This window comes from Leptolyngbya sp. PCC 6406 (assembly GCF_000332095.2).
Taxonomy (GTDB): domain Bacteria; phylum Cyanobacteriota; class Cyanobacteriia; order Phormidesmidales; family Phormidesmidaceae; genus PCC-6406.
Genome location: NZ_KI913949.1, coordinates 4,148,354 through 4,166,030 on the forward strand (window position 1 = coordinate 4,148,354; position 17,677 = coordinate 4,166,030).

16 protein-coding genes are annotated in these 17,677 nt (G+C 55.2%); 4 read left to right on the forward strand and 12 right to left on the reverse strand.

Going from position 1 to position 17,677, the window contains the following annotated elements:
- On the forward strand, positions 1-291 hold the full coding sequence (cas2, locus tag LEP6406_RS0218345) for a CRISPR-associated endonuclease Cas2 (protein ID WP_008312110.1): 291 nt from the start codon (positions 1-3) through the stop codon (positions 289-291).
- 2,022 nt (positions 292-2,313) lie between these two features.
- Positions 2,314-2,526, forward strand: coding sequence for a hypothetical protein (locus LEP6406_RS35700; RefSeq protein ID WP_162160831.1), 213 nt, complete (start codon positions 2,314-2,316; stop codon positions 2,524-2,526).
- A gap of 277 nt (positions 2,527-2,803) precedes the next feature.
- Here the strand turns inward: LEP6406_RS35700 and LEP6406_RS0218350 are convergent, their stop codons facing one another.
- A complete protein-coding gene (locus LEP6406_RS0218350; protein WP_008312059.1) occupies positions 2,804-3,313 on the reverse strand; it encodes a PEP-CTERM sorting domain-containing protein in 510 nt (169 codons plus the stop codon).
- A 676-nt stretch (positions 3,314-3,989) separates the two neighbouring features.
- Between LEP6406_RS0218350 and LEP6406_RS0218360 the strand changes: the two genes are divergently transcribed.
- Complete coding sequence (locus LEP6406_RS0218360) at positions 3,990-5,210, forward strand: 4-hydroxy-3-methylbut-2-enyl diphosphate reductase (RefSeq protein ID WP_008312061.1); 1,221 nt, start codon at positions 3,990-3,992, stop codon at positions 5,208-5,210.
- Between the two features lie 446 nt (positions 5,211-5,656).
- On the opposite strand, the gene LEP6406_RS28790 is transcribed toward LEP6406_RS0218360, so the two are convergent.
- From LEP6406_RS28790 to LEP6406_RS0218395, 7 genes are all read right to left on the reverse strand, one after another.
- Positions 5,657-6,142: a CBS domain-containing protein gene (locus LEP6406_RS28790; RefSeq protein ID WP_008312064.1), complete on the reverse strand. Its 486-nt coding sequence runs from the start codon at positions 6,140-6,142 to the stop codon at positions 5,657-5,659.
- A 160-nt stretch (positions 6,143-6,302) separates the two neighbouring features.
- The gene (locus tag LEP6406_RS0218370) at positions 6,303-6,533 is read right to left on the reverse strand and encodes an NAD(P)H-quinone oxidoreductase subunit O (protein ID WP_008312066.1); all 231 of its coding nucleotides are present in this window, start codon (positions 6,531-6,533) and stop codon (positions 6,303-6,305) included.
- A 52-nt stretch (positions 6,534-6,585) separates the two neighbouring features.
- A complete protein-coding gene (locus tag LEP6406_RS0218375) occupies positions 6,586-7,434 on the reverse strand; it encodes a DNA-formamidopyrimidine glycosylase (protein ID WP_008312068.1) in 849 nt (282 codons plus the stop codon).
- A gap of 264 nt (positions 7,435-7,698) precedes the next feature.
- The gene (locus tag LEP6406_RS0218380) at positions 7,699-7,914 is read right to left on the reverse strand and encodes a photosystem I reaction center subunit IV (RefSeq protein WP_008312071.1); all 216 of its coding nucleotides are present in this window, start codon (positions 7,912-7,914) and stop codon (positions 7,699-7,701) included.
- 159 nt (positions 7,915-8,073) lie between these two features.
- A complete protein-coding gene (locus LEP6406_RS33010; RefSeq protein WP_008312073.1) occupies positions 8,074-8,850 on the reverse strand; it encodes a hypothetical protein in 777 nt (258 codons plus the stop codon).
- Between the two features lie 385 nt (positions 8,851-9,235).
- Positions 9,236-10,015, reverse strand: coding sequence for an RNA polymerase sigma factor SigF (locus LEP6406_RS0218390; protein WP_008312075.1), 780 nt, complete (start codon positions 10,013-10,015; stop codon positions 9,236-9,238).
- 264 nt (positions 10,016-10,279) lie between these two features.
- Positions 10,280-11,038 (reverse strand): dienelactone hydrolase family protein, encoded by a 759-nt coding sequence (locus LEP6406_RS0218395; RefSeq protein WP_008312076.1) that lies wholly within the window; start codon positions 11,036-11,038, stop codon positions 10,280-10,282.
- 1,035 nt (positions 11,039-12,073) lie between these two features.
- Between LEP6406_RS0218395 and LEP6406_RS0218405 the strand changes: the two genes are divergently transcribed.
- Positions 12,074-13,063, forward strand: coding sequence for a GntR family transcriptional regulator (locus LEP6406_RS0218405; protein WP_027269251.1), 990 nt, complete (start codon positions 12,074-12,076; stop codon positions 13,061-13,063).
- Here LEP6406_RS0218405 and LEP6406_RS0218410 read toward each other — a convergent pair.
- The 4 genes from LEP6406_RS0218410 to tig form a co-directional block, all read right to left on the reverse strand.
- Positions 13,026-13,937, reverse strand: a complete 912-nt coding sequence (locus LEP6406_RS0218410) for an alpha/beta fold hydrolase (RefSeq protein WP_008313292.1) — start codon at positions 13,935-13,937, stop codon at positions 13,026-13,028. The genes LEP6406_RS0218405 and LEP6406_RS0218410 overlap by 38 nt on opposite strands.
- A gap of 2 nt (positions 13,938-13,939) precedes the next feature.
- Complete coding sequence (gene clpX / locus LEP6406_RS0218415) at positions 13,940-15,277, reverse strand: ATP-dependent protease ATP-binding subunit ClpX (protein ID WP_008313293.1); 1,338 nt, start codon at positions 15,275-15,277, stop codon at positions 13,940-13,942.
- Positions 15,278-15,290: 13 nt separating this feature from the next.
- Positions 15,291-15,971, reverse strand: coding sequence for an ATP-dependent Clp endopeptidase proteolytic subunit ClpP (gene clpP / locus LEP6406_RS0218420; RefSeq protein WP_008313294.1), 681 nt, complete (start codon positions 15,969-15,971; stop codon positions 15,291-15,293).
- A gap of 100 nt (positions 15,972-16,071) precedes the next feature.
- Positions 16,072-17,553 carry a trigger factor gene (gene tig / locus LEP6406_RS0218425; protein ID WP_008313296.1) on the reverse strand — a complete coding sequence of 494 codons (1,482 nt, stop codon included), beginning with the start codon at positions 17,551-17,553 and terminating at the stop codon, positions 16,072-16,074.
- Positions 17,554-17,677: the final 124 nt, after the last annotated feature.

Sequence of the window (17,677 nt, forward strand, 5' to 3'; positions counted from 1 at the left end):
ATGGATATCCTGGTCACCTATGATGTCAATACTGAAACGAAGGCTGGGCAGCGCCGCCTGCGTAAGGTTGCCACAACCTGCAAAAACTATGGCCAGCGGGTTCAGTGGTCAGTATTTGAATGTCGGGTCAATCAGGCCCAGTATGAGACTCTAAGGGCGACTTTGGTCAGCATTATTGATCCCAAGTTAGACAATCTCCGGTTCTACAAGCTCCCTGGTCCCCGCGAGAAATATTTTGAGCAGTTTGGCATTGATCACTACAGGGATTTTGATGAACCGCTGATCCTCTAGACCATCCGCGAACCCTTAGCACTGCTTCGATCCCTAGGGGGTTCGCGTTCCTTATCTATCAAGCGTTTCAGCAGTTTTTGACGATGATGATGGGTTGTCTGGGTTCTAAAAGTTGGGGGTTCGCGCCAGTAATGGCTAGGATGCGCTCCCAGCAAGGGTTTGGTATACTCGCACCAGCGCCCAGCCTCCAGGCTGGGTGAGGATTGGAACGAGCTAAAACCGTCAGTTTGCGCGGGCTTAACCCCGCCCCAGCGCCCAGCCTCCAGGCTGGGTGAGGATTGGAACCCGATCTCCCGTGCAGTCCTGGCGCACAACCCGCCCCAGCGCCCAGCCTCCAGGCTGGGTGAGGATTGGAACTTAATCGAAAGGTATCGCCTTGATCACCAGCGTTGTCAACCAGCGCCCAGCCTCCAGGCTGGGTGAGGATTGGAACAGAAGTTAAATCCCACGACCCCTACCGGATCCGACATCCAGCGCCCAGCCTCCAGGCTGGGTGAGGATTGGAACTACAGTCCCCATTTGGCTTGGGTTCCAGGGTAAAAGCCAGCGCCCAGCCTCCAGGCTGGGTGAGGATTGGAACCCAATGCATCTAGCTCAAGCCCAAAGTGCTGAAAAGCCAGCGCCCAGCCTCCAGGCTGGGTGAGGATTGGAACTCATATCCCGAGATCACTACCGCTCCTTGCAACCCCAGCGCCCAGCCTCCAGGCTGGGTGAGGATTGGAACAACAGAGCGGCAAATGAAAGGCGATGACCCTGACTACCCAGCGCCCAGCCTCCAGGCTGGGTGAGGATTGGAACCAGATTTGTTGGTATTGATAGGCAACGGTCAGCATCCAGCGCCCAGCCTCCAGGCTGGGTGAGGATTGGAACCCCCCTGATATCCCATGCGCTCCATAGGAATATCCCAGCGCCCAGCCTCCAGGCTGGGTGAGGATTGGAACTGAACTGCTGTAATCGATGCCCCCTGCTCGATCCCAGCGCCCAGCCTCCAGGCTGGGTGAGGATTGGAACAGCTTTTGAAGCTAGTTAATGGCTACCTAAAGAACACCAGCGCCCAGCCTCCAGGCTGGGTGAGGATTGGAACTGGTAATCGAGAGGGGATATTTATTGACATCAGATCCAGCGCCCAGCCTCCAGGCTGGGTGAGGATTGGAACAGAACATGCAACCCCTAGACCATGCCTCTGGGACGCCTAGCCAGCGCCCAGCCTCCAGGCTGGGTGAGGATTGGAACTGCATAGCGAAGTGACCCATCAGGCCGTTTTCTCTGCCAGCGCCCAGCCTCCAGGCTGGGTGAGGATTGGAACGCCAATCCCAGGATGGTGGATACCCTCCGCACGCCAGCGCCCAGCCTCCAGGCTGGGTGAGGATTGGAACGCTCAAGATCTCTGCTGCTTCGGAGGTGGCACCCCAGCCAGCGCCCAGCCTCCAGGCTGGGTGAGGATTGGAACAAGCGGCGCACATCGCCCCATGAGGAGTGGATTCCAGCGCCCAGCCTCCAGGCTGGGTGAGGATTGGAACAAAGACTGGCTAGCCTCTACGCCCTATCGGGATCCAGCGCCCAGCCTCCAGGCTGGGTGAGGATTGGAACCTGCAATTGCAGAAATCTCTGCCGATGCCCAGCTACCAGCGCCCAGCCTCCAGGCTGGGTGAGGATTGGAACCCCGAACAATGGCACCCTGCGGTGGTGTACGCGCCAACCAGCGCCCAGCCTCCAGGCTGGGTGAGGATTGGAACCACCGATGGTTGCCCGTGGCACTCCAGAGGGGGTCTAGCCAGCGCCCAGCCTCCAGGCTGGGTGAGGATTGGAACACAACGTCATTGCCGTCTCTGATCTGAAAAGACCCACCAGCGCCCAGCCTCCAGGCTGGGTGAGGATTGGAACTATCCATTTGCCGTGTAAAATCCCGCGATTATAACCAGCGCCCAGCCTCCAGGCTGGGTGAGGATTGGAACTCATCCAACACCGCATAGGTCACGCCAGGGGGTGGGGCCAGCGCCCAGCCTCCAGGCTGGGTGAGGATTGGAACCGGATGATGAGGATTTGGTTGCGGCGACCATTGCCCAGCGCCCAGCCTCCAGGCTGGGTGAGGATTGGAACTTTGACGCTATGGACACCGCTGGCGCTGGCATTTGCCAGCGCCCAGCCTCCAGGCTGGGTGAGGATTGGAACCTAGGGATGCTCCTCTACGTGCTCATCTACATCGTCCCAGCGCCCAGCCTCCAGGCTGGGTGAGGATTGGAACCGCACAACAACCCGGCAACGATCGCAACGCGGATACCAGCGCCCAGCCTCCAGGCTGGGTGAGGATTGGAACGGTCTCTGGGGGAATGCTGCCCGCGCCACAGTTCCAGCGTCCAGCCTCCAGGCTGGGTGAGGATTGGAACTAGCATCAGATAAGCCTCTGTCAGGTCGCTAGTTGCCAGCACCCAGCCTGGAGGCTGGGTGAGGGTTGGAACAGTACACCCATGCTCAAAGAAGCGGGGACATTCCCCAGCCCCTTAATCGAACCCTATCCGTTGCGGCGCTTCAGGGCAAGACCTGTACCCGCTGCCACCACCGAACCTAGGATCATCATGGGCTCAGGCACGCTAACCTCAGGCGTATAGTCGCGGGTGTAGAGGGACAGGTGGGATAGGGTAGGTTGCTGTCCGCCTTGATTCGTAATACCGACGGTAGACCAGTTGATGACAGAGATGTCATCCGTTAAATACAGGGTGTAGCTATTGGCAGCCTTGACAGAAAAGGCCCCAGCCCCGGTCAACCCCGTAGACCAGATTCCATCCTTAGTGGTGGTACCCCCCGACAAAAAGGTGCCGAATCCTTCATCAGACTTACCTACCAAACTCCAAGGGCCAGGAGCTGCCAGGGTATTAAGGTTGGTAATGGCGGTTCCTGTGGCACCAGTATCATTGCCGCTAAAGGTACCCAAAAGGGTAGCAGCGGAAGCAGACATGGCCGAAAGGGAAACGATGCTGGCGGTCAGAACGGAAGTGCCAAGCAAAGCAGCAATTGTTTTCATAGAAGTGTCCTTCTCATTACGCGAGTTATCTTCTGGGTGAGGCTACGGTTCTAGAGACCTAGTACTTTTCGGCATAAGCCTTGTCACCGATATGTCCACCCTGCGGGAAGAGCATAGACGCGAAGCGGCTACCTCTACATCCCCTTTCTTGAATGCCGTCAGGCTATACTCCTTTTCCCAGAAAGGGAGAAGGGAAGCCGAACGGTGAGGTCCAACCGGGTGGGAATTTATGCGAAGTAATACTAGTGTGTTAGTAGTAAATATTCTCCATATCAGTACGTAAAGAGTGTCATTGCCGATTTCACGGAATCTTCTTCATGAACTATGAGCACCCATACAAGTGGGATTGCTACCAGTAGAAGGCCATGTTCTTTACGGGATAAGTCTTTGAGCCCCTCAGTTTCCTCGATTAATATCCCCTCACCCCCCATACTCACCTCACTAAAGCCTGATGATTCCCCCTAGGGGAGAGTGTTCCAATCAGTGCCCAGCCTACGGGCTAGGTGAGGATTTGAGCAGCGATTTGGATATCAGGCGATCGCCCAGTTCTAATCCTCACCCAGCCTGGAGGCTGGGTGAGGATTAGAACACAAGTACCCTAGACAGAAATTAGGCCCCCCAGTGTGATGCGTACCCAGATATCCTAGGTAGGGAATAGCTGCCGCCCAGGAGCGTCATGGATACCAAAGCATTTAAGCGATCGCTGCATCAATCCGACAAATACTTCCGCAAAGGCTTCGGTCATGATGAAGACGTGGCCGACCAAATGCAGACAGAATACAACAGCAGCCTGATTCAGAAAATCCGTGATCACAATTACGTCTTCACCCAGGGACAGGTGACCATTCGACTAGCCAAAGCCTTTGGCTTTTGTTGGGGCGTCGAGCGGGCAGTAGCCATGGCCTACGAAACCCGCCAGCATTTTCCCAGCGAACGGATTTGGATCACCAACGAAATCATTCACAATCCCGGCGTCAACCAGCGTCTGCGGGAGATGGATGTCCACTTCATTGAACTGGTAGATGGTCAAAAGGATTTCTCCGGCGTCGGGCCAGGGGATGTGGTGATTCTGCCCGCCTTTGGGGCCAGCGTCCAAGAAATGCAGTTCCTCAACGATCGCGGCTGCACCATCGTCGATACCACCTGTCCTTGGGTCTCCAAGGTGTGGAATACAGTGGAAAAGCATAAAAAGAAGGCCCACACCTCCATCATCCATGGCAAGTACGCCCACGAGGAAACCGTCGCCACCAGTTCCTTTGCCCAGACCTATCTGGTGGTGTTGAACCTAGAGGAAGCCCAGTATGTGGCGGATTACATCATGCAGGGGGGCGACCGAGAGGAATTCCTGACTAAGTTCCGCCATGCCCACTCGGAGGGCTTTGACCCCGATCGGGACTTGGAGCGCATCGGCATCGCCAACCAAACCACGATGCTGAAGGGGGAAACCGAGGCCATCGGTAAATTGTTTGAGCGCACCATGCTGCAAAAATATGGCCCCCAAGCCCTGAACGACCATTTTCTTGCCTTCAACACCATCTGCGACGCCACCCAAGAACGCCAAGACGCCATGTTTGAGTTGGTGGATGAAGCGGATAAAACGGTGGACTTGATGCTAGTGATCGGCGGCTACAACTCCTCCAACACCACCCATTTACAGGAAATCGCCATCGACCGCACCATTCCCTCCTACCACATCGATGGGCCAGAGCGGATTGGTCCCGGCAACCGCATCGAGCACAAACCCCTCCACGGTGATCTCACCGTGACGGAAAATTGGCTCCCCCCTGGACCAATCACCGTTGGCGTCACCTCCGGAGCCTCTACCCCCGATCGTGCTGTAGAAGTTGCGATCGCACGCATCTTTGAGCTCAAGGCCGCCCCCGTCCCTGTGGCATAGTCCATCCTTTTGGCTAGCCCGCGAGGATGAGACCAATGTCTGCGGGGAAAAGACGATGACCCAGACTAAGGTGAAGCTTGCCTCCTTTGAGACGTATCTCACCTACAGCTTCCTGATCTCGTCGTATTACGCCAAGAGCATTTAGAACTGACCCAACGACGACTGACCATTACCCTAGACATGCCACCCCCGCGCCTGATTGCAGAAGTCGAAATCTGTAGTCTTATAGCGGTTCCCTAATAGATGAGGTACAGCTCAACTTGATGGCAATTCGGGGAACAAGGGGCTTAAGCCCCTTGCCTGTACTTAACCCGAGTGAGAAGCACTATATTTCGGAGAATTGGTATAAAGGGGCGGGCGGCACTGGGCTGTGCACAGGACTGTATCAGCCCAGCAGCAGTTGACCTAGTGACAGAGACTCCGCCGCCACCTAAGGCTACGGGGGATTATGGGGCTAGAAGGAGTTCTGGGGGTAGTTCTAGAGAGGCAAAGGGGGAACCGCTCTTCATCACCAAATCGGTCACAGAAACAATACCCAACAGGGTATTACTTTGGATTACCGGAGCCCGTTGAATCCCCGTGTCTGCAAAGATCTGGGCGGCAGCTTGCAGGCTGAGAGAAGGCTCCATCGCGATGCAGGGCTGGCGCATGATGTCATGGACCCTCACCCGCTGAGGATCTAGACCCCGAGCAAAAACTCGGTAGACAATGTCGCGCTCAGTGATGATGCCGTAGGGAGTCTGGTCACTGGGGCGCTCGACAATTAGCGATCGCACGCCATAGTCCTGCATCTGAGCGATAGCCATCGCCACACTGGCATCGCGGTTAATCATCTGCACCGTCGTTGTCATAACATCAACGACCGTGGCCTCGGCCTTAGCGACCGTCCCTGAAACTGTCTTTGTTGCTGGATGTGCGATCGCCCTACCCATAACCCGACCTCTCCCTATAAATTGCACGTTAAAGTGTGCGCTAAGGCACACCTCTAGTGTCTCCATTCTCGTGAGACAAGGTCAGTCCGTCGGGCTTTTGGGCAAAACTTTGTAGCTTTTGGAGACCTTCCGTCATAGAAAAGCTATCAGTCGTCCAGACTCAGGAGCCCACATCAAACTTTTCAAGCTGATCAAGCCGTAGCCAAATATTGGGGGTCGGAACGTGGCCAAAGTTCACCAGCGCGTAGTCTGCGCGGGTTTCAACAATCTCACCCCTAGTTTCAAACAAATAGGGGGGAAAACGATTGTCACTGGCCTTCGCCTCTACGCTATTGGCCAACTTTTCCTGAATCGCCCGGACCAAATCGCCCCGCTTAAATGTGCCCGCCATAGTATTCCTTCAGCCCAAGTAAACCGTCATTAATTACTGCATTGTAGAACCTTTAGCGCTGGCAACTGGGGCAGTAATGGGCCGATCGTCCCCCTAATTTGAGGCGCTGAATCGTTGTCCCACAGATACGACAGGGTTCGCCATCACGCCCATAGACCCAGGCCACACCACCATAATTGCCGTTGATACCCTGAACATTACGAAAGTCGCTAAAGGTAGTCCCCCCCGCCTCAATACTGTCATGAAGCACCCTACCAATGGCTGCATGGAGTTTGGCTATACGAGGACGCCCTAAATGCTTACAGGGGACCTGGGGGCGAATGCCGCTGATAAACAGAGCCTCATCAGCATAAATATTGCCAATCCCCGCCACCAAGGATTGATCCAGCAAGGCATTTTTGATGGGGCGCAGCCGATGGCGCGTCGCCTGGTAGAGATAGTCCACAGAAAAGGACTCGCTGAAGGGCTCCGGTCCCAAAGCCGCCATGCCCATCATCACCTGCTCCGGCCTTTGTTCCGGGGAAATCCACCACATCCGGCCAAAGGTGCGCTGATCGACAAAGCGCAATTCGCAATTTTCCGGGAAAAACAGCCGCACCCGACAGTGGCTAGTCACGGGTTCCGTCGCCTTCTCCCAGAGGAGTTGACCCGTCATCCGCAGATGTACCCCCAGCCATCCCGCTGCTATCCCCGCTACCGTCTCTAATTCTGCTAGAAGATACTTGCCACGCCGTCCCCAATGGATAACCTGCACGCCCGTCATCCCCGCCAAAAAGCCATCAACTGATTCAGGGTGGGCAATAGTGCGCGGTAGCAACACCGCTCCCCCCGCTATCGGTTGGTGTAGCGTTGCTTGATTCAGACCTCGACAAACCGTTTCAACTTCTGGAAGTTCTGGCACACCTGCAATCGCCTATCGTGCGAAGTTCAATCGTGGAGCCTGTTTTGTCAGGCCATCAGCCAGGGATATATAGCGGTTCCCACTCGGGTTAAGTACAGACAAGGGGCTTAAGCCCCTTGTTCGCTGAAGTTTCATCAAGTTGAGGTGCACCTCATACATTAGGGAACCGCTATACCTAATGGTTCACTCACACCAAAAGAAAGGAGCCTAGCTGAGCTAGACTCCCTTCTGCAAACCCTATGGGAAGGACTAGACCTTGGGCCTCTACTTCTTAGCAGCCTTCTGCTTAGGTGCTTCCACTTCAACCAGCTCATCCAAAGCAAAGTTGTTGGTGTTCACACCGGAGTAATTGACCTTATCAAAACGTACTACCACGGGATAGCGAATACCGCTTTGATCCACTGAGGCAACATTGCCAACATCCTGAAACCAGTAGGATTCTTTCCGGAGGATGCGGACCTTAGAACCACGTTGAACCATGAATAATGCCCTCTTGAAAGACAAGTTTTAAGGTTAAAGAACTTGTCCAACAGCGTACTACGGATACCTGGGCTTCTGGGGCCACTGGGATTTAAGTTTTATTGCTAAAGACAGTCCCCAAGGAAAAACAGAAACAAAATGCAATATTCCGCCCAGGGTCTACCCTGCCGTGCTAATGGCCGGGGGCAAGTTGGGGAGGTCAGCGGTGGGGGGCTCAGATGTAGGGCTACCACCAGGGGCTCCGCCCACAGGACGAGCCACTTCAATGCCGTTCTCTTCTAAAATCACCACCGGCTCACTGCCGGGGCGGGTATCAATGCGTTTCACCAGAATGCGTCCCCCCGACAGGCGATCGCCTACGCGCACGTAGCGGCTAGTGGGTTCTCCAGGAGCACTGACGATGGCGTAGCGATCGCCATTGATCTGAACAATCCCAGTGACTGCCACCCCCAGAGCTGTATTGGGCTGGGGTAAGGCAGGGAGGGGGGAAATGGGAATAGCTCCACCGCCCGCTGTGCCGCCAGGAGAAGCTGTAGTGGTACCCGCTCCCGCTCCCGCCCCTGCTCCTGTGCCCGCGCCCGCGCCTGCACCAGTGCCCGTACCAGCACCTTCTGGGGGTGGTACCACTCGCGGGGGTGGGGGTACAGCCACAATAGCGAAGGGATCAGAGCGGGTCCGGCTAATATCTCGACGGCGCTCATCAGGGTTAGTAGAGGAAATCAGTTCGGCGCTGGCAATAACTGCGGCACTGGGTAGTCCAGGCAGCATGGGCTCTTCAAAGGTTTCTCCCGCCTCTGATTCATCTAAAAGCACCACTGGCGCATCTTCAACCTCATCTTCGCCTTGGAAGCGACTCAGTAGATTGTCTACAACGCCACACCCGCTGGAGGCTAGCCCCACGCAGGTTATTAGAGTCAGTACGGTCCAACGGCGCATGATCAGGATCCCCCGAGCCAAAGGTTCTATAGTGCTATGACGAGCCTGGACCCCAGGTAGTGCCCCGATCCAGGAATTGTCCTTAATTTCGCCTCAACAATAGCGCATTCCTGAGAGTTGCGATCGCATTTCAACCTTGTCCAAGTCCAGAAGTAGAATTTTCCCGGTGGGGAAACTCCAGATTTCGAGCTGGACTTGGTATAGATCAGACTGCCACCGGATAGATCTGTGATTGATAGACCTGGGTTTCCAGAATGCTAGGGGCTGTGGACAACCAAAGCCAGATTTCTGATTATGGGGGGGGTACAGCCCCTAGCTTGATTCCGTAGAGCAGGCGTGGTCATGCTCGCCCCGCAAGGGCTTTGCCGTTAATTGTCCACACGCCCTAAGCATCTTCAACAGATGTCATCAGCAACCGCAGTCGCTTCAAACCCTGCTTAACCCGACGAGAGACAGTCACAGAACTGATGCCTAGGCGCTCAGCAGTTTCCTTTTGGGTCAGATCTTGGATAAAGACAAACTCCAGAACCTCCCGCGTCCGCTGCTCAAGTTGATAGAGGGCCTGCTGGAGACGAATGCGGTCTTCTTCCGCCAATTGAAAGCTGCGGTATTTCGGATCGGGCAATAGTTCCCCTAGAGAAGCAGAGCTGTTATCTTCGTCTAGCACTGGCGCATCTAGGCTCAGGAGAGAGCGATTGCGACTCGCCAGCTTCACCTCTTGCCACTCGGCGACAGAAATTTCAAGGGCAGCAGCCACTTCTAGATCGGTGGGCTGACGGTGCAATTCAAGTTGTAGCGTGCGAATTGCTTTGTGGGCCTGATGGGCCAAGGATTGCCAGCGACGGGGAATTCGCATGGCGGTGCCGCGATCGCGCAAATAATGTTGAATTTCGCCGCGAATGTAGGGAATCGCGAAGGAGCTAAAGGCATAACCTTTACTGAGATCAAAGCGTTCAATGGCCCGAATCAACCCCAGGCTGCCGACCTGCAACAAATCCTCGTAAGTTTCCCCCGACTGGTAGACCCAACGGTGAGCCTCCCGGCGAACGAGGCCAATATTCATCTGCACTAGGGTATTTCGTAACCCTGGCCTAGGGCTCTGGTGGTATTGCTGTAGCAGCTCAGCCGTGTCGCCCTTGAGGGATGCGGAAGTCTGAAGGGGCATCTTAAAAGTTCCTGGAAAAACGGATTTATACCTGTAGAACGAAAGAGCCTGAGCATTATCCTGTTACCAACGAGACTGACTGCGGTAGGTAGATACAACCTGCCCCATGGCAACAACTCGACACCAATGCAAAAACCTTGCTGAGGACTTTACCCTGCACCCACCCCTAAGAGTAGGGACACAGATCTACCGCTTCAAGGGCGGATTCACGGATTCCGGACAGCTTGTGAGGGGTGTGACCCCCTGCGATTCCACGCAACCATTTTAACCGGAGATGCGGAGTTCCTTGGCAAAAAGGGCTGAAACCTTTGCCCAGGCATCGGTAGCGGCGGCAGGATCATAGCTGGCGCGATGATCACAGAAAAAGCCGTGGCGGGCTCCCGGATAGCGAATAATTTGATGGGGCACCTGGTTTACCTTCAGCGCCGCCTCAATAGCATCCACCTCTGCTAAGGGAATGAGGGCATCCTCGGTACCAAAGAAGCCATAAAGGGTGCCCGTAATCTCGGCGGTGTGACTCAGGGTTGGAGCACCACCACCGGGCGTGAACTGGGCAATACCCGCACCGTAGAAACTAGCGGTGGCGTGGATCTCCGGCAGGGTCGCGGCCAAGTAGGCTACATGGCCCCCAAAGCAAAACCCGATACAGCCCACCTTGCCATCCAGGGACAATATCCCCTGACGCAGGTAGGCGATTGCTCCTTGGATATCGCTCAAAAGTTCTTCAGCAGTGGTGCCCGCTTTATACTGCCGCCCCAAGGCCATCTCTTCATCGCTATAGCCCACCTCGAAGTTCGGGACTTGGCGATGGTAGATATGGGGCGCGATCGCGATATATCCTTCCTGAGCAATCCGGTTCGCCACCTCCCGAATGTGGGCATTAACCCCAAAGATTTCCTGAATAACCACCACTGCTGGATAGGAGCCCGCCGCCACAGGTTGGGCTAGGTAGGCAGGGATCTGCGCCGAGACTCCATTCAAAGCCCCACTCTGGAACTCAATAGTGGCGGTTTGAATGGCCATGGAACCTGGGGAAGACGTGGACATTTTGTATGAGTGGCAGAAAGGGACACGAAACCAGAGTAGCCGGACAAGGTGTCTAGCAACGTGAAACAGAGGAAAGCCTGTCATTCCGAGCGCAGGGAGGGATCCTGATCTGGCTGTTAGACCGAGATGCGACGTCCAGAGAAGGCGCTTCGCGTCTACGACTCCGCTCCGTTACTCCTTTCGGAGTCGCTTCGCGAACAACATGACAATGAGCCCGTCATTCCGAACAGCGGGAGAAATCTTGGTCTTGGCCACTGGAATTAACCTCAATCTTAGATTTCCCGACGCTGGGTAGGGCGGGTTTTGAGGTTCCCATCCTGGATTTCCCGCCCAACAAGAACTAAACCCGCCCCTACGGGAAATTCAATTCAAAACTCCTACCACCTGTCACATCCTGCATTGGGCGCGGAAACCGCGCCCCCTACCGCCCACCCCAACACCGCTCACCCGGCAACAAGGGCAACCACAAGGGATTGCTCCTACGGTTCTGTTACCCCCTGCATTGGGCGCGGAAACCGCGCCCCTACGGCGATATCCTGCATTGGGCGCGGAAACCGCACCCCTACGGCGATATCCTGCATTGGGCGCGGAAACAGCGCCCCTACGGCGACATCCTGCATTGGGCGCGGAAACAGCGCCCCTACGGCGACATCCTGCATTGGGCGCGGAAACAGCGCCCCCTACCGCCCACCCCAACACCGCTCACCCGGCAACAAGGGCAACCACAAGGGATTGCCCCTACGGTTCTGTTACCTTCTGCATTGGGCGCGGAAACCGCGCCCCTACGAGACCTGTAACTCAAAACTTAAAACTCAAAACTTAAAATTCCTGTCACCATCACCCCAATACCCCATCACCCCATCACCCCATCACTCCCCCACCCCCCATCTCCCTTTTAAGCAGTCCCTTCAGCAAAAGGAGAGGTACCCTTGAAAGACCGTTACCGTCTTCATGACCGGATTAGCCCTAATATCGGCGATTCTGGGCCGAAAACTATCTGGAGAGTGTGCTGTGCTCAAGTTCCATATCCAGCCCGACAGCGAAATTCCTGCCTCTACGCAACTCTATGACCAACTCTGGTTTGCGATCGCGTCCCGGCAGTTCCCACCGGGCTATCGCCTGCCCAGCACCCGCCAACTGGCCATGCAGACAGGGCTCCACCGCAACACGGTGAGCAAGGTATATCGTCAACTAGAAGACGCCGGAGTGGTCGAAGCCCAACCCGGTTCTGGAATCTACGTGCGCGCCCAGTCTACGGTTGAAAGCTCACGACCTTGGCTCGGGTTGTGGGATCAGTTTCCCAAGGCGAGAGAGTTAGTTGAAAACAGTCTGGATGAACTGTTGCGCCAAGGAGCCTCCCTAAACCAGGCGCGAGAGCTTTTCTTTGCAGAAATTGACTGGCGGCTACGCTGTAGCGCTCGGGTTTTGGTAACAGTTCCCAAGCAAGATCTAGGAGCCGGGGAACTCATGGTCCGAGAACTAGAGGCAGCTCTACACATTCCTGTCCAGCTTGTGCCCTTAGAGGACTTGGATGTCGTTCTGTCCCAGGCCCGCTCCGGCACAGTGGTCACCAGCCGCTACTTCCTAGCGGAGGCAGAAGCAGTGGCCGGCCCCAAATCAGTGCGCGTCATCCCCGTAGATATCTACGACTATGGTCGAGAACTGGAACTACTGAAGGAACTGCCCAATGGTACCTGTCTAGGCATGGTTAGTCTCAGCTCTGGCATTCTGCGAGCAGCGGAAGTAATTGCCTACAGCCTGCGGGGCGATGGCATTGTCCTGATGACAGCTCAAGCGGAGGACGCCTACAAGCTAAATGCCGTGGTGCGGGGATCTCAGCAAATTGTGGTGTTTGATCAGGCGAGTCTGCCTGCGGTTAAGCAGGCGATCGCCACCGTACGGGAGGATTTAATCCGTCCACCCCAACTCATTGTCTGCGACAACTACATCGGGGCAAAATCCATCAATCTGCTGAAGCGGGAACTGGGCTTGGAGGACTGACCGATAGGGGGGCAGTCCAAGAATGGGCTAAAAACCTATTCACCGCTTCTAGGTAAAGCTGGGGTGCTTCCAACATGGGAAAGTGCCCTGTGTTAGGAATGAGGGCATAGCGCAGGTTGAAATTCAATAGGGCCGCCCGTCGCCCCAGTTCCGCTGGCGTGATCTGGTCATACTCCCCCGCCACTAGCAACGTGGGTACCGAGATTTGGGCGAATTCCTGAGGCATGACCTCTGTCGCCCGCTGGCTCACGGAGGTAAAAATGGTGCCCAGGGCAATATCGTAGTCGGCGTCTAGAAAGTCTTGGAGAAACGCCTGTTTCTCCGCCGCTGGAATTGGGCGACTCAAAAAACGAGCCATGAAAAAACGGGATGCCAGTGGAATTTTGGCCATCCAAGGGGGGCGAAACTGCACTACGTACTGGCCAAAGCGGTGAAAGGCATCAAAGGCCACCCGGTCATATTCAAAGACCCCGTTGCAGGTCAGAATGGCCCGCCGAACGCGATCGCAGTAACGGTTCAAGAAAAACACCGCTACAGACGCCCCCATAGAATGGGCATTCAAGTCTACCTGAGCGAGCCCTAGCCCCGTTAACAGGGCATCCAAGTCATCGGCAAAGGTCTCTAACTCATACCCCTTGGCCAAAATTTCGGGGCGCTGCTGAGGCGGAACTGGCGATCGCCCAAAGCCCCGCATATCGTAGAGCAAGCAGTCATAGCGATCGCACAGGGCTTGAGCCGTTGTTTCCCAGTAGCGGGCTGACCCCGCCCAACCATGAATAAACACCAAAACAGGCTTACCAGGAGTGGGCGGCAACCCGCCCTGGGTGACCCACTCGTAATAATGCTCAACCCCATTTACTGGGAGATAGGGCATCCCTAGGCAGACTCCGGTTTCGGTAAAGACAAGGGGTGAACCAACAGCTCAGCAGTGGATCGCTGCTCCACCATTTCCCGCGTCACCATACAGCGCTTCACATCCTTGCGGGAAGGCAACTCATACATCACATCCAGCATGAGTTCTTCCACAATGCCCCGCAGCGCTCGGGCTCCGGTCTTGCGTCGGTAGGCTTCTCGGGCGATGGCTCGCACCGCTTCTTGCTTAAACTCTAGCTGCACATTATCCATGCGCATGAGCTTTTGAAACTGCTTGATCAGGGCATTCTTAGGTTCAGTCAGGATGGCCACCAGGGCCTCTTCATCTAGGGGATCCACCACCGAAAGGGCAGGAATTCGCCCAATAAACTCAGGAATCATGCCGTACTTCACCAAGTCCTCGGGCTCTAAATCCTTGAGGATATCGGCAGCCCGTTTATCCCGAGAGACCTGGCTATCTCCAGGCTGGACAAAACCAATAGATTTTTTGCCTGTACGCTGTTCGACCATCTTCTCTAGGCCGACAAAGGCACCACCACAAATAAACAGAATATTGCTGGTATCAATCTGGATGCAGTCCTGATAGGGATGTTTGCGTCCCCCCTGGGGCGGCACGTTCGCTACGGTGCCCTCCAGCATCTTCAGCAACGCCTGCTGCACCCCTTCTCCAGAGACATCCCGCGTGATGGAGGGATTTTCACTTTTGCGGGCAATCTTGTCGATTTCATCGATGTAAATGATGCCTCGCTGGGCCTCCTCCACATCTAGGTCCGCCACCTGCAAAAGCCGCAGCAGAATATTTTCGACATCCTCTCCCACATAACCCGCCTCCGTCAGGGTGGTGGCATCCGCTACGGCAAAGGGCACCTCTAGAATTTTGGCTAAGGTCTGGGCCAGCAGGGTTTTACCACAACCCGTGGGACCAATCAGGAGAATATTGGCCTTTTGTAATTCAATGGGCTCGTCTCCCCCTTCATTGCCCCGATTTTGGAGATGACTCAGGCGTTTGTAATGGTTGTAGACAGCAACTGAGAGTACCTTTTTGGCATCATCTTGGCCAATCACATGCTCATCTAGGTGCTTTTTAATTTCCCGAGGCTTGGGAATTTGGGTCAGAGAAATAGGGGATGGGGCTCGTCGCCGCTCGGGGGGTGTTTCTCGCCGGGGTACGGGTTGGGAGACCGCCGCGCTGGAGTCAAAGAGTTCCTCATCCAGAATCTCATTGCAGAGATCGACGCACTCGTCACAGATGTAGACCCCCGGTCCAGCAATTAGCTTACGGACCTGTTCCTGGGACTTCCCGCAGAAGGAGCATTTGAGATGGGAGTCGTACTTAGACATTATTGTCCCCTTACTACAACGCAGCGAGCGGAGAAGCAGCAGAAAGGTTCTGCCGTTCAACCACCTGATCGATTAACCCGTATCTTTTGGCTTCTTCAGCAGACATATAGAAATCCCGCTCCGTGTCCGCTTCAATGCGCTCTAGGGTTTGCCCACTGTGATGGGCAATTAACTCATTCAAACGCTGCTTATGGTAGAGGATTTCCCTGGCTTGGATCTCAATATCCACAGCTTGTCCTTGGGCTCCCCCCAAAGGTTGGTGGACCATGATGCGGGAACTAGGCAAGGATAATCGCTTACCCTTCGCCCCTCCACACAGTAAGAAAGCTCCCATGCTAGCGGCCAACCCGAAACAAATCGTTACCACATCGGGCCGAATCTGCTGCATGGTGTCGTAGATGGCCATCCCTGCGGTGACGGATCCTCCTGGGGAGTTGATGTAGATTTGCACATCTTTTTCCGGCTCCTCGGCGTCCAGAAAAAGAAGCTGGGCCACGATGGCGTCGGCGACGGCATCGGTGACGGGGGTGCCCAGAAATACGATGCGTTCCCGCAACAGGCGCGAGTAGATGTCAAAGGCCCGCTCTCCGCGTCCTGACTGTTCCACCACCATGGGCAACATGTTGCGGGTTTGGTGGGCGGCAGAGTAAATGCTGGTTACAGATTGGGGCGTTGAAGATTGCATGGGCACCATAGACAGCCTAAAAGTCTTTCCTTCGGAACTCCCCCCATTATGCCCCATGAATTTGGCGGCATTGCCATGGGGGGCCGACATCGGACTATCTGGTGTTGAGCTAGGCGAGATCGGAGGCAGCCTCTTCCTCGTCACTGGGGTCACTCTCTTCTGCTGTCGCAACAACCTCCTCGGAGATGACTTCTACGGTGGCTGTAGCTGCTTCCAGTGGTTTTTCCTCCAGCGTTTCCTCTGCCTCTAGAGCATTGCCTGCCGCTGCGGTGAGGGTGCCTGCGGGCACAAGTTCTACTGTGTTGTGCTCTAGGAGCCAGTCCAGAATGGTTTCCTGGAGTAATTCCTCGTTGACTACCTCCCGCAGCCGATCCTGATCAACGGCATGGGGATCCTCCACTTGTGCTAACATTTCCGCCATCCGAGCCTCTAGGGCGGTCTCGTCAATGGCGATCGCTTCCTGCTTGGCCACTTCCCCTAAGGCCAAGGTGCGCTGGAGCCGAAGGACTGCCTCGGGACGACTGCGATCGCGCATATTCTCAATAATTTCTGGCGTCAGCAACTTGTTAACATCAATCCCCTGTCGGCTGAGCTGGACCGCTGCTTGGGACACCAGGTAATTGACCTCCCGGCGAATAATGGTTTCGGGAATTTCTGCCTGAAGCTGTTCTACCAACACCTTCAGCAAAGCTTCCCGCTGGTTATTCTCCGTTTGATCCTGTGCCTCCTCCTGATAACGCTCCTCTAGGGATTGGCGCAACTCTGCCATCGAGTCAAACTCGCTCACATCCTGGGCGAATTCATCATCTAGGTCTGGCAGTTCCTTTTCCTTGAGATCCTTCAGGGTGATGGTAAATTTGGCGGGTTTTCCGGCCAGGGATGGATCGGCATAGGCATCGGGGAAGGTGACCTGAATTTCCTTGGTTTCTTCCAAGGTCATACCGACAATGCCCTCCACAAATCCCTCAATGAAGCCCCCTAATTTAAGATCAAGCTGAAAATCAGAGGCGGTACCGCCCTCGAAGGGCTTGAATTCTCCAGATTCCGTTTGGATTTGCCCCTCAAAGTCAATAATGGCTACGTCATCCATGTGGGCAGGGCGATCGTCCACCGGCACCAGAGTGGCTCGATTGGTGCGGTACTGCTCCAGCACTGTATCCACCTGCTCTGGATCGTAAAGCACCTCCTCGGCCTGCACCGTGAGCCCCTGATAAGCGCTGAGAGTAATCCGGGGAGGAACATCCACGGAAGCTTTGACCATTAAGGGCTCTCCCGGCTGAAACTGGGTCAATAGATCCTCAAAGCTGGAGGTGAGTTGGTAGTTGCCAATGGCCTCAATCTCTTCCTGTGCAATCGCCCCATCTACCGCCTTCTGCACCAGTTCCTCTAGAGCAGCTACCTTGACTTGGGTAGAGCCTACGCGCTGCAAGAAAACTTGGCGGGGAACTTTGCCCCGGCGAAACCCAGGAACATTGACCGACTTCATCAATTTCCGCAAAACCTGCTCATAGGTTTGCTGGGAGAGATCCCCTGGGATTTCAATTTCGAGCCCCACTTGACTGTCGGGAAGTGTTTCCTGGATAACTTTCATAAAGCGTTCCTGTGGTCGTTCGCTTAAAATTCACGCAATTAACAATACTACTGCAATTATCCCCCCATAAAGTTTCTCCGGTGGGAACATAGTCTCTGTAGTAGAGTTGTGACAAGCAATGGTT

Excerpts from the sequence above, each read along its gene's own strand:
- tig (WP_008313296.1), bottom strand. The coding sequence starts at position 17,553 with ATGAAAGTTATCCAGGAAACACTTCCCGACAGTCAAGTGGGGCTCGAA.
- cas2 (WP_008312110.1), top strand. The coding sequence starts at position 1 with ATGGATATCCTGGTCACCTATGATGTCAATACTGAAACGAAGGCTGGG.
- LEP6406_RS0218350 (WP_008312059.1), bottom strand. The coding sequence starts at position 3,313 with ATGAAAACAATTGCTGCTTTGCTTGGCACTTCCGTTCTGACCGCCAGC.
- LEP6406_RS0218360 (WP_008312061.1), top strand. The coding sequence starts at position 3,990 with ATGGATACCAAAGCATTTAAGCGATCGCTGCATCAATCCGACAAATAC.
- LEP6406_RS0218395 (WP_008312076.1), bottom strand. The coding sequence starts at position 11,038 with ATGGCCATTCAAACCGCCACTATTGAGTTCCAGAGTGGGGCTTTGAAT.
- LEP6406_RS33010 (WP_008312073.1), bottom strand. The coding sequence starts at position 8,850 with ATGCGCCGTTGGACCGTACTGACTCTAATAACCTGCGTGGGGCTAGCC.
- LEP6406_RS28790 (WP_008312064.1), bottom strand. The coding sequence starts at position 6,142 with ATGGGTAGGGCGATCGCACATCCAGCAACAAAGACAGTTTCAGGGACG.
- LEP6406_RS0218390 (WP_008312075.1), bottom strand. The coding sequence starts at position 10,015 with ATGCCCCTTCAGACTTCCGCATCCCTCAAGGGCGACACGGCTGAGCTG.
- LEP6406_RS0218380 (WP_008312071.1), bottom strand. The coding sequence starts at position 7,914 with ATGGTTCAACGTGGTTCTAAGGTCCGCATCCTCCGGAAAGAATCCTAC.
- LEP6406_RS0218370 (WP_008312066.1), bottom strand. The coding sequence starts at position 6,533 with ATGGCGGGCACATTTAAGCGGGGCGATTTGGTCCGGGCGATTCAGGAA.
- clpX (WP_008313293.1), bottom strand. The coding sequence starts at position 15,277 with ATGTCTAAGTACGACTCCCATCTCAAATGCTCCTTCTGCGGGAAGTCC.
- LEP6406_RS0218410 (WP_008313292.1), bottom strand. The coding sequence starts at position 13,937 with ATGCCCTATCTCCCAGTAAATGGGGTTGAGCATTATTACGAGTGGGTC.
- clpP (WP_008313294.1), bottom strand. The coding sequence starts at position 15,971 with ATGGTGCCCATGCAATCTTCAACGCCCCAATCTGTAACCAGCATTTAC.